Raw genomic sequence first — 12,801 nt, 5'->3', positions numbered from 1 at the left:
GCTGCTCGGCGCCGCACGGGAACCGATCGCCGTGGTCGCGATGGGGTGCCGACTGCCCGGTGGAGTCCGGTCCCCCGAGCAGTTGTGGCAGCTGGTCGCCGACGGCGGGGAGGCACTGGGGGAGTTCCCCACCGACCGGGGCTGGGACCTCGACGGCCTGTTCGGCTACGTTGCCGAGCGGCCCCGGCGGGCCGGCTTCCTGAAGGACGCCATCGGCTTCGACGCCGGACTCTTCGGGATATCCGACCGCGAGGCGCTGGCGATGGAACCCCAGCAGAGGCTGCTGCTGGAGACCGCCTGGGAGCTGGCGGAGCGCGCCGGCATCGCCCCGACCTCCCTGCGCGGCACCCGGACGGGCACCTTCGTCGGCGTCACCCATCAGGCCTACCTGCCCCCCATCGACCGGCCCGCCCCCGCCGCGGACGGGTACCGCCTTCAGGGCGGCCTGCCCAGCATCGCCTCCGGCCGGATCGCCTACACGCTCGGCCTGAACGGCCCGGCGGTCACGGTGGACACCGCGTGCTCCTCCTCGCTGTCCGCCGTGCACCTGGCCTGCCAGTCGCTGCGTGCCCACGAGTGCTCGCTCGCCATCGCCGGCGGTGCGACGGTCATGGCTACCCCGGAGGTGTTCGTCGAGTTCACCAGGCAGGGCGGGCTGGCCGCGGACGGGCGGTGCAAGGCGTTCGGCGACGGCGCGGACGGCACCGGGTTCTCCGAGGGCGTAGGCCTGCTCCTGCTGGAGCGGCTCTCCGACGCGCTCCGGGCCGGTCATCCGGTGCTGGCGGTCATCCGGGGCAGCGCCCTCAACCAGGACGGCGCCAGCAACGGGCTGACCGCGCCCAGCGGCCCCGCCCAGGAACAGGTCATCCGCCAGGCGCTGGCCAACGCGGGCCTGACCCCGTCCGACGTGGACATGGTGGAGGCGCACGGCACCGGCACCGCACTGGGCGACCCCATCGAAGCGAACGCCCTGATCAACACCTACGGCAAGGACCGCCCCGCGGACCTGCCGCTTTGGCTGGGCTCGCTGAAGTCCAACATCGGCCACACCCAGACGGCGGCCGGGGTCGCCGGGATCATCAAGACGGTCATGGCGCTGCGCCACGGCCAGCTGCCCCGGACCCTGCACGCCGACACCCGCTCCTCCAGGGTGGACTGGTCCAGGGGGTCGGTGCGGCTGCTCACCGAACAGCGCTCCTGGCCGGACACCGGGCGGCCCCGCCGCGCGGCGGTGTCCTCGTTCGGTATCTCCGGCACCAACGCCCACCTCGTCCTGGAGCAGGCCCCGCCGCCGGCCGCCCCACCGGAGGATCCGGACCGGCCGCCGGCGCTGACCGTGCCCGGGTTCGTCTGGCCGGTCTCCGCCGCCTCGCCCGGCGCACTGCGCGCCCAGGCGGCCCAGCTCTCCCGACTCCTGACGGACGCGCCGGAGACCGACCTCGCCGCCGTCGGCCACTCCCTGGCGACCACCCGGGCTCACCTCGCCCAACGGGCCGTCCTCACCGGCACGGACCGCAACGGCCTGCTCGCCGGCCTCGATGCCCTCGCCAACGACTCCGCCGGGGCGGGCCTCGTCCAAGGGGTGCGCGGCCCGGCGGGCAGGACCGCGTTCCTGTTCTCCGGCCAGGGCTCCCAGTGGCCCGGCATGGGCCGCGCCCTGCACACGCACTCCCCGGTGTTCGCCCAGGCCCTGGACGAGGCGTGCGCCCACCTCGACCCGCATCTGCCACGCTCGCTGAAAGACGTGATGTTCGCCGGGCCGGACACGGACGAGGCCGGGCTGCTGGACCGTACGGACTTCACCCAAGCCGCCCTCTTCGCCCTGGAAGTCGCGCTGTACCGGACCGTCGAACACCTCGGGCCCCTCCCCGACTTCGTGGCCGGACACTCCGTCGGCGAGATCGCCGCCGCCCATGTCGCCGGGGTGCTGTCCCTCGCGGACGCGGCCACGCTGGTGGCCGCGCGCGGCCGGCTCATGGGGTCGCTGCCCGCCACGGGGGCGATGATCGCCGTGTCCGCCTCCGAGGAGGAGGTCCTGGTCACGCTCCGCGGCCGCGAGGACCAAGTGTCCGTCGCCGCGGTCAACGCGCCGACCTCCACGGTGATCTCGGGCGACCACGACACCGTCGTACGCATCGCCGAGGAGTGGCGAGAGCGCGGACGCCGCATCCACCGGCTGCGCGTCAGCCACGCGTTCCACTCCCCGCACATCGACCCCGTCCTCGACGAACTCACCAGCGTGGCGGCCGGACTCGACCTCCGTCCGCCCGCCGTGCCCGTCGTCTCCACGCTCACCGGTGCCGTCCTGTCCGCGGAGGAGGCCTGCTCGCCGGAGTACTGGGCCCGGCAGGCACGCGGTGCGGTGCGCTTCGCCGACGCCGTCGCCCGGCTGCGGGACCAGGGCATCACCACGTTCCTGGAAATCGGCCCGGACGCCGTACTGACCGCGCTTGGCCAGGCCGGCCCCGGCACTGCGGACGGGGCCGGCACGTCCGCGGCCGCGTGGATCCCCACCCTGCGCAGGGAACGTGACGAGCCGCGCGTCCTGACCGCCGCGCTGGCCCGTCTGCACGTCGGAGGAGCGCCGGTTGACTGGACGCGGCTCCTCGCCCACGCCGACCGCGTGGAACTGCCCACCTATCCGTTCCAGCGCCGCCCCTACTGGCTGCACACCCCACCGCCACGGCAGCTGAGCACGGGCGGGGGACTGAGCCCGGTGACGCACCCCTTCCTGGACGCCAAGGCCGTACTCGCCGACGGCGAGGGCTGGTTGTTCACCGGCGGCCTGTCCGTGCGGACCCACCCGTGGCTGCGCGACCACGCGGTGGGCGGCACCCCGGTCGCGGCCGGCGCGGGCACCGCCGAACTGATCCTGCACGCCGGGTCCCAGCTCGGCTGCGGCCGTCTCGACGAACTCACCCTGTACACCCCGCTGATCCTGCCGGAGAACACCTCCGTCGATCTCCAACTGCGTGTCAAGGCGGCCACGGCCGACGGGCGGCGCCCCGCCGACCTCCACTTCCGGATCCCCTCCGACGACACCGACGCGCTTGTCACGGAGACCGGCTGGACCCACTACGCCAGCGGCACGCTCGTTCCGCACGAGGACACCGTGCCCGCATGGCCCGACCTGACGGCATGGCCACCCCCCGGCGCGCGGCCCGTCGACCTCGACCCGCTCTACGAGCGCCTCGCCGAGCAGGGCGTCGACTTCGGCCCCACCTTCCGGCTCCTCACGGGCGCGTGGCGGCGCGGCGACGACACCTACATCGAGGCCCACCTGCCCGAGGACGCCGCCGACCCGGGATTCGCCGTGCACCCCGCACTGCTGGACGCGGGGCTACAGGCCTGCCTCGTGGAGGCGGTGGCGGACACCACGGGCGGGCAACCGGCCCGCATGCCCTTCGCCATCGCCGGCATGCGGATCTTTACACAGGGCGCCACCGTCGTGCGCGCCCACCTGTCGACCACGACACGCGCCATCTCCCCGGCCGGGCACAGCGAACACACGCTCCGGCTGGCCGACGGCACGGGCCGGCCCGTCGCCGTGATCGACTCGCTGACGCTACGGCCCTTCACGGCGGAGACCGTCGGGCGGGCCCACTCCCGTCGCCAGGCGCCGTACCTCCTGGAATGGCGCGAGTTGTCCCCGGCCGCGGACCCGCCGTCCCGCGACGTCCGCTGGATCCTCCCCGAGGACGGCCCGGCCCGGCTTCCGCACGACCTGCGGGCGGACCGTCGCCACACCGGCATCGGTCCCGCCGTCGACGCCCTGGCCACCCGGCCGCACGGTGACGTGGCGGTCCTGGTGTGCGCCGGGCACCCCGTTGCGGACGTCGCGAACTCCGCACACCGTTCGGCCCGGGGGCTCCTCACCGCCGTACAGGATTGGCTGGCCGACGAACGGACCCGGGACCGGCCCCTGGTGGTGCTCACCCACGGCGCGGTGGCGACCGAGGCGGGGGAGGACGTCTCCGACCTCGCCCAGGCGCCCGCGTGGGGGCTGCTGCGGACCGCCCAGTCCGAACATCCCGGCCGGTTCGTCCTGCTCGACATCGACGACCACGAGGCCTCCTGGCAGTACCTGCCCACGGCGCTCGCCACCGCACTCGCCGACGGCGAACCGCAACTGGCCCTGCGGCACGGCCGGTTGCGCGTGCCCCGGCTGACCAGGACTGCTACCGACGACACCCTGACCGTGCCGGACGGCCAAGCGGCCTGGCGGCTGACCCTGCGCGAACCGTCCACCGGCAGCCCGGACGACCTCGTCCTCGCCGCCTGCCCCGACGCCGAGGCCCCCCTCGCGGGGGGACAGGTCCGCGTCGCCGTCCGCGCCGCCGGCGTCAGCTTCCGCGACGTGCTCCTCACGCTCGGCACGTATCCCGAACCCGGGCGGCTCGGCAGCGAGTTGGCAGCAGTGGTGGTCGAGTGCGGCCCCGGCGTGGAGGGACTGCGGCCCGGAGACCGGGTGCTGGGGCTTGCCTGGCAGGGAGCGATGGGCCCGCTGGCGGTCACCGACCACCGCAACCTCGTCCGCATTCCGCGCGGTTGGACGTTCGCGCAGGCCGCCACCGTGCCCACCGCCTTCCTCACCGCCTGGCAGAGCCTCGTCAACATCGCCGGTGTGCGCCCCGGCGAGACGGTACTGGTGCACGCGGGCGCCGGCGGAGTCGGCATGGCCGCCCTCCAGATCGCCCGCCACCTCGGCGCGGACGTCTACGCCACCGCCCACCCCACGAAATACGCCACCCTGCGCGCCCTCGGCCTCGACGACTCCCATATCGCCTCCTCCCGGGACTCCGGCTTCGAGCAGCGGTTCCGCACCATGACGGCGGGCCGTGGGATCGACGTCATCCTGCACAGCCTCAGCGGCGAGCTGACCGACGCCTCCCTACGCCTGCTCGCCCCAGGGGGACGCCTCGTCGACATCGGCAAGACCGACCCGCGCGACCCCCTGCAGACCGCCCTGGACCACCCCGGCAGGCGTTACCTGCCGTACGGACTCGACACGCGTCCCGACCGCGTCGCGTGTACCTTCGCCCGCCTCAGCGGACTCTTCGACGACGGCACCCTCCAACCCCTGCCCGTCACCGCCCTCGACGTCCGCCACGCTCCCCGGGCGATCCGGCTCATGCGGGACGCGGCCCACACCGGAAAGATCGTCCTCACCGTCCCGCGACCCCTCGACCCCAACGGCACAGTCCTCGTCACCGGAGGCACTGGAACCCTCGGCTCCCTGGCCGCCCGCCACCTCGTCACACGGCACCACGTCCTGCACCTGCTGCTCGTCGGCAGGCGCGGACCGGACGCCCCTGGCGCCGAGAGCCTGCGCGCCGAACTGACCGGACTCGGCGCGCACGTCACCCTCGCCGCCTGCGACACCGCCGACCCCGATGCCCTGGCAGCCCTCCTGGACACCGTCCCGGCCGACCACCCCCTCACGGCCGTCGTCCACGCCGCCGGCACGGTGGACCCCGCGACCGTCCGGGGACTGACCTCCGACCAGATGGACAGCGTCCTGCGGCCCAAGGCCGACGCGGCCTGGCATCTGCACCGGCTCACCGAGCACCTCGACCTCGCCGAGTTCGTCCTGTACTCCTCGGCGGCGGGCGTGTTCGGGCTCGCCGGGCAGGGCAACTACGCCGCCGCCCACACCTTCGTCGACGCCCTCGCCCACCACCGCCGCCGCCACGGGCTGCCGGCAACCGCCCTGGCCTGGGGCATGTGGGAGGAGAGGTCGGCAATGGGGGAGGAACTCGGCGCCGAAGGGATCCGGCAACTCCTGGGCTCCGGGATCGTGCCGATGTCCGCCGCAGAAGGACTGGCGCGGCTCGACGCCGCCCTCGGCACCGGGCCCGACAGCCACCATCCGCTGCTCGTGCCGGCACGCCTGGACCTGAACTCGCTACAGGCGCAGCACCCCACACCGCTGCTGTCGGGCCTCGCACCCGCCCCGGCACGGCCGTCGGCCACCGCCGGGGTGGCCGACCGGTTCGCGGCACTGCCGGAGTCGGAACGCCGGCAATTCCTGCTCGACCTGGTCACCCGCCACACCGGCGCCGTCCTGAGCCACCCGGACCCCACGGCCATCCCGGCCGACACGGCCTTCAGGGACCTGGGCTTCGACTCCATGACCGCCGTGGAAGCACGTAACCGGCTCACCGCGTCGACCGGGCTCCCCCTGCCGGCGACCGTCGTCTTCGACCACCCGACCCCCGTCGCTCTCGCGGCCCACCTCCACGACCGGCTGGCCGACGCCACCGAACCCCGCGCCGCCGCGGCGCCTCCGGCCGCCCACCACGACGGCACCGCCGGAAGCCTCGGCACGCTGCTGAGGCAGGCGGTCTCCCTGGGCCGTACCCACGACGGCATCGGGATCCTGGCGGCGGCCGCACGGCTGCGCCCCACGTTCTCCCACCCCCCGAAGCAGGAACACACACCTGCCGCGACCTGGCTGCGCCGGGCGGGACGGCCGGCACTGATCTGCGTGGAGCCGTTCATCCCGGGCGCGGCGAACCTCACCTACCAGCGGCTGGCCGTCGCGCTCGACGGGCGGTACGACGTGGCGGCCGTACCGCTGCCGGGGTACCGCGACGGCGAGCAACTGCCCGCGTCCGTCGACGCCGTGGCCGAGGCACTGGCCGCCGCCGTCCAGACCTGCGCCGAGGGCGAGCCGTTCACCCTGGTCGGGTTCTCCACCGGCGGCTTCGCCGCCCACGCGACGGCCCAGCGCCTTCAGACGCTGGGCACCCGTCCCGAGGCCGTGGTACTGCTCGACAGCCTGTCGCCCGGCGCCCTCCCCGAGGCGGCGTCGGCCGACATCCTCCAGGAGTGGCTGGCGTCGCAGGGCGAGTTCTGGACCTACGACGACACCGGACTCACCGCCATGGGCTGGTATCTCGACCTCTTCGGCCGCGGATGGCGGCCAACCGGACTCACCGCCCCCGTCCTGCTCGTCGAGGCCGCCGAGCAGGTGCCCTCCGCCCCTGAGCAGGGCTGGGCCGGGGACTGGCCGGACCTCACGGCCCGCACCACCACACCCGGCAGCCACTTCACCCTGCTCACCGACTACGTCATGCGGACCGCCGACACCCTCACCGGGCTGCTCGACGCCCACACCACGGCCGGCGAGATCAGCTGACCCCACCCGCCCGCCCGCATCACAGCCGGCCGCCCCAGCCCCCCCGCACACACCGACCGCCGTCGCGAACCACCAGCGCCCGACGCCCCCCGATGCCCCGCAAGGCGATCCCACCGGAGGTACTCATGTCAGTCTTCTCGGACTTCCAGCAGGTCGCGCTACGACAGCCGGACGCGCCCGCGCTGGTCACGCTTGACGGCGCGGTGTCGTACGCGACCGTCCTCGGCCTCGCCGACCGGATCGCCGGTGGCCTGCTATCGGCGGGGGTGCGTACGGGGGACCGGGCCGCGGTGCACCTGACCAACCGGTACGAGCTGGTCGCGGTCTACTACGCCTGTCTGCGTGTGGGAGCCGTGATCGTGCCGGTCAGCCACAAGATGTCGGCCGGCGAGGTGGAGCAGCTGATCACCGACAGCGCGCCCCGGTTCTACTTCGGCGAGGCCGCGGTGCACGGGCCGTGCTCCGACGTCACCGAGAAGACGGCCGCCGTCGAGCGGGCGTGGATCCTGGACGCCTCCGCCACGACCGCGACGACGCGCCCGTGGAACGACGTCCTCGCCGATGCCCCGGCCGACACCGACGAGGTCGACGCGGACGACCTCGCGGCTATCTTCTACACCTCGGGTACGACGGGACGCCCCAAGAGCCTGGTGCTCTCCCACACGACGCTCGACGCCGGCCTCGGTTTGACGCAGGCCCAGGGCGTCGGTCGCGCCGACGCCACGTATTACATGATCAACCTGGTCAACCCGTGGGGCGTCCTCGTCCTGCTCACCTCGCTCCGACGCGGCTCCCCGCTGGCCCTGGCCGCGACCAACGAGCCGGACGTCGTCCTACGGATGCTGCGCGCCCACCGGTTCGGCTGGATCGGCGGTGCGCCGACCACCTACCGCGCGCTCCTCGCCGAGGCCCGCGCCGCCGCCGAACCGGCACCCGATCTCACGGACACGCGCTGCGTCACCGGGGGCGACGCGTGCCCGATCGAGCTCAGCCGGGAGTTCGCCGAGACCTTCAAGTCCTCTCTGACGGGCGTCTACGGCATGACCGAGACCGCCGCCCCCGTGATCGAGCAGCCCCGGATCGACGCCGTCGACGAGCCGTCCATCGGATGGCCGCTGCCTGGCGTGGAGATCAGGGTCGACGCCGAGCCGGGCGAAGCCGGTGAGCTCCTGATCCGCACCCCCTCCAGGCCCGTCGGGTCCTGGAACGGGACGGGAGTGGACCCCTTCGACCGCGAGCAGTGGCTCGCCAGCGGGGACCTTGTGCGGCAACGACCGGACGGCTGCCTGCTGTTCATCGGCCGGAAGAAGGACCTGATCATGGTCGAGGGCTATCCGATCGCGCCGCTGGAGGTCGAACGGGAACTGTCCGGACACCCGGACGTGGCGGCTGCGATCGTCTTCGGCGTGCCCGACGCCACCACCGGCGAACGCGTCGTCGCCCTGATCGAACCCGAACCGGGGCGCGAGGTCTACCTGCCGGAGCTGCTGAAGCACCTGTCCGGCCGTATCGGCGCGTACAAGCACCCCAGCGAGATCATCCCGGTGGACAGGCTCCCCGTCCTGCCCACCGGGAAACTGGGCCGCCAGCGGCTCACGGCGGACTACCTGGCGGCCCGGGAAGACGCGTCCCGCACGGCGGCCCAGGGGAGCGCGTCGTGAAGTTCGGCTTCGTCATGTTCCCTACCCAGGACGCCATTTCACCCGGAGAGTTCGGCGCCCTGCTGGAGGACCGAGGCTTCGAGTCCCTGTTCCTGCCCGACCACACCCATATCCCGGCCGTCACGCCCGAAGGGGACGACGTCGCCGGTCTAGCGCCGGAGTTCAGGAAGGGCATGGACGCGCTGGTCGCCCTGGGCGCAGTGGCGCAGGCCACCACGACCCTGCGGATCGGCACCGGCATCCTGCTGGTCCCGGAACGCGACCCCATCATCACCGCGAAGCAAGTGGCGTCCGTGGACGTCCTCTCCGGCGGCCGCATGAACCTGGGGGTGGGACCCGGCTGGATCAAACAGGAACTGCGCAACCACGGCACCGACCCCGACGACCGCTGGCGCGTCATGCGGGAGCGGGTCGAGGCCATGCGACGGATCTGGACCCACGACATCGCCTCCTACCACGGCGACTTCGTCGACTTCGACGACATCACCTCCTGGCCCAAACCCGTCCAACGGCCCCACCCGCCGATCCTGGTGGCCGGCAACGGCCCTCGGGTCGCCGAACGCGTCCTCGCCTACGGCGACGAGTGGATCCCGATGCTCCGCCCCGGAGTCCTCGACCACATCGCCGAGTTCAAGAAGACCGCCCGCAGGCCGGGCAGCGACCAGCCCCTTCCGGTCACCCTATTCGGCGGCGAACTCCGTGACGCCGACAGCTATGCGGCCGCCGGCGTCGACCGCGTCCTGTTCTGGGTCAGACCCCTCGACACGGCCCGCATGACCAGGACCGTCGACCGGATCGCCCTGCAACTCGGTGACCGCCTGCGCTGACCGGACCGGCAACACAACGAGAGTCCATCGACAGGAAAAGGAGAAAACCCCATGAAGGACATCGTCGGCGCCGTCCTCTCCGGCGACGCGACCAGCGCCGATGTCGCCGGTCTGGCCATCCCGGAGTCCTGTCGCGCCGTGGTCCTCCGCAAGGAAGAGGTCGGCCTCTTCGAGGGAATGGCCTCGGCGGACAAGGACCCACGCAAGTCGCTGCACGTGGACGAGGTGCCGGTGCCCGAACTTGGTCCGGGCGAGGTGGTGGTGGCCGTCATGGCGTCGTCCGTGAACTACAACACTGTCTGGTCGGCCATCTTCGAGCCACTGCCGACGTTCGCTTTCCTGGAGCGCTACGGCAGGCTGTCCGAGCTGACCAAGCGCCATGACCTGCCGTACCACATCATCGGCTCCGACCTCGCGGGTGTGGTCCTGCGCACCGGCCCGGGGGTCAACGCCTGGAAGCCCGGTGACGAGGTCGTCGCGCACTGCCTCTCCGTGGAGTTGGAGTCGTCCGACGGCCACAACGACACGATGCTCGATCCCGAGCAGCGGATCTGGGGCTTCGAGACCAATTTCGGCGGCCTCGCGGAGATCGCGCTGGTGAAGTCCAACCAGCTGATGCCCAAGCCGGACCATCTCAGCTGGGAGGAGGCCGCCGCCCCGGGACTGGTGAACTCCACCGCCTACCGCCAGCTGGTCTCCCGCAACGGCGCCGGGATGAAGCAGGGCGACAACGTGCTGATCTGGGGCGCCTCCGGCGGCCTGGGCTCGTACGCCACCCAGTTCGCCCTCGCCGGGGGCGCCAACCCGATCTGTGTCGTCTCCAGCGAGCAGAAGGCCGGCATCTGCCGGGCCATGGGCGCCGAGGCGATCATCGACCGCACCGCCGAGGACTACAAGTTCTGGAAGGACGAGCACCACCAGGATCCGCATGAGTGGAAGCGCTTCGGCAAGCGCATCCGTGAGCTGACCGGCGGCGAGGACGTCGACATCGTCTTCGAGCACCCCGGCCGCGAGACCTTCGGCGCCTCGGTCTACGTCACCCGCAAGGGCGGCACCATCGTCACCTGCGCCTCCACCTCCGGCTACACCCACGAGTACGACAACCGCTACCTGTGGATGTCGCTGAAGCGGATCATCGGCTCGCACTTCGCCAACTACCGCGAGGCCTGGGAAGCCAACCGCCTGGTCGCCAAGGGCAAGATCCACCCGACGCTGTCGAAGGTCTACTCCCTGGAAGAGACCGGGCAGGCCGCCCACGACGTGCACCGCAACCTCCACCAGGGCAAGGTCGGCGTCCTGTGCCTGGCCCCCGAAGAAGGCCTCGGAGTCCGCGACCACGACAAGCGTGCCCAGCACATCGACGCCATCAACCGCTTCCGGGAGACGGCTGTCGCCTCCCGGCCGGAGGAGGAGACACCTTGGTCGTGACACCGCACAAGCCCGTGGTCGGGATCGTCGGCCTGGGCACCATGGGCCGGGCGCTGCTGGACCTGCTGCGGGAAACCGGGCACGAGGTGATCGGAGTCGACTCCGACCCCGCGGCCCTCGCCCGGCTGAACGGAGGTCCCACGGCCGACGGTTCCGCCCCCGTTCACCTCACCGCGGAGATCGCCCAGCTGAGCAGGGCCGACCTGGTCATCGAGGCTGCGAGCGAGGACGAGGCCGTGAAGAGCGAGGTGCTGCACCGGCTGCACACCCTCTGCGCCGACGGCACCCCCGTGGTCACCACCACGTCCTCGCTGCCGCTGCCCCGGCTGGCGGTCGCCTCCGGCCGCCCCGCGGACACGATGGGGCTGCGCTTCCTGATCCCGCCCGGGCCCCAGGGGCCGGTGCAGGTCCTACGCACGCCCATGACCTCACCGGACACCGCCGTCGCCGTCGACGAGCTGGTCGCCCGGCTCGGTCTGACGCCTGTGGCCGTGAACTCCCGGTGCGGGGCCGACGCCACCGACTTGGTGTACGCGTACCTCAACCGAGCCATGACCCTGTACGAGCGGGGCGAGGCGGACCGGGACGCCATCGACACCGCCATGCGCATGGGCTGCGGCCTGCCGTTCGGGCCACTGGAACTGCTCGACCGCATCGGTCTCGACACGGCGCTGTCCGTCCTCACCAGCCTGTGGACCCGCACCGGTGACGACTCTTTCGCACCCGCACCAGTGCTGACCCGGCTGGTGCGCCAAGGGAGCCTCGGCCGGAAGAGCGGAAACGGCTTCTACGCGTACGACGACGCCGGCCGGCCGACCGAGCCCCACCGCCCCGCCGGTCTCCCCGCAGCACCGGCCGACGTCCGTCGCGTCGGCGTGGTGGGCTCAGGGACCATGGCCCGCGGTATCGCCGAGGTCACGGCCGGGGCGGGCTTCCCGACGGTGCTGGTCGCGCGCGACGCGGACAAGGCCTCCCAGGCCGTGGCGGGGATCGGCGAGTCACTCGTGCGGGCCGTCCGCCGGGGCAGGATCACGCCGCAGGCGAAAGCCGCCGCGCTGGATCTGCTGGTCGGTGCCGACGACGTGGGTGCGCTGGGCGACTGCGATCTGGTGATCGAGGCGGTGGCGGAGGACCTCGACGTCAAACGCGCGCTGTTCGCCCAGCTCGGTGCGGTGTGCGAGCCGGGTGCGCTGCTGGCGACCACGACGTCCAGCCTCTCGGTCACCGCGTGTGCCGAGGCCTCCGGACGCCCCTCCCGCGTGCTGGGAATGCACTTCTTCAACCCCGCCCCGGCGATGCGGCTGGTGGAGCTCGTCCGCACCGACGCCACGAGCGACGAGGCCGCCGCCACCGCGCAGGCCGTGTGCGAGCGGCTCGGCCGGACGACGGTGCACTGCCGGGACCGCGTCGGCTTCATCGTCAACTACCTGCTGTTCCCCTACCTGGGGCGCGCCCTGAACCTGCTGGACCGGTACGACATGGACATCGTAGGGGTCGACACGGCGATCGAGCGGGGCTTCGGCCATCCCATGGGCCCGTTCGCCCTGCTGGACGCGATCGGACTGGACGTCTCACTGGCCATTCAGGGCGAGTTGTACAAGGCGTTCGGGGAGCCGGACTTCATGCCGTCTCACGTGCTCGAACAACTGGTCGCGGCCGGCTGGCTGGGACGTAAGAACCGGAAGGGACTGAGATCACAGTGAATGCCGTTCAGGACGCGGGGGCGTCGGTGGGTGGGCCCGTG

Annotated in this window: 4 protein-coding genes and 1 pseudogene; all 5 read left to right on the top strand. The window is 72.6% G+C overall.

What is annotated here, in order from left to right; all coding sequences use genetic code 11:
* Positions 1-7 precede the first annotated feature (7 nt).
* Positions 8-7,141 (top strand): annotated as a pseudogene (locus BR98_RS03815) (SDR family NAD(P)-dependent oxidoreductase); the annotation flags it as partial.
* Between the two features lie 125 nt (positions 7,142-7,266).
* Positions 7,267-8,802 (top strand): class I adenylate-forming enzyme family protein, encoded by a 1,536-nt coding sequence (locus BR98_RS03810; RefSeq protein ID WP_035840049.1) that lies wholly within the window; start codon positions 7,267-7,269, stop codon positions 8,800-8,802.
* The gene (locus BR98_RS03805) at positions 8,799-9,629 is read left to right on the top strand and encodes an LLM class F420-dependent oxidoreductase (protein WP_035840047.1); all 831 of its coding nucleotides are present in this window, start codon (positions 8,799-8,801) and stop codon (positions 9,627-9,629) included. The genes BR98_RS03810 and BR98_RS03805 overlap by 4 nt, the downstream gene beginning before the upstream one ends.
* A gap of 51 nt (positions 9,630-9,680) precedes the next feature.
* Positions 9,681-11,057 carry a crotonyl-CoA carboxylase/reductase gene (ccrA, locus tag BR98_RS03800; protein ID WP_051969271.1) on the top strand — a complete coding sequence of 459 codons (1,377 nt, stop codon included), beginning with the start codon at positions 9,681-9,683 and terminating at the stop codon, positions 11,055-11,057.
* Positions 11,054-12,760: a 3-hydroxyacyl-CoA dehydrogenase family protein gene (locus BR98_RS03795; RefSeq protein ID WP_232247228.1), complete on the top strand. Its 1,707-nt coding sequence runs from the start codon at positions 11,054-11,056 to the stop codon at positions 12,758-12,760. The genes ccrA and BR98_RS03795 overlap by 4 nt, the downstream gene beginning before the upstream one ends.
* The last annotated feature ends 41 nt before the right edge of the window (positions 12,761-12,801 follow it).

Origin of the sequence: Kitasatospora azatica KCTC 9699 (assembly GCF_000744785.1) — a bacterium.
GTDB classification, from domain to species: Bacteria; Actinomycetota; Actinomycetes; order Streptomycetales; family Streptomycetaceae; genus Kitasatospora; species Kitasatospora azatica.
The sequence above is the reverse complement of the archived record's forward strand: the minus strand, read 5'-3'. Positions and strand labels throughout refer to the sequence as shown.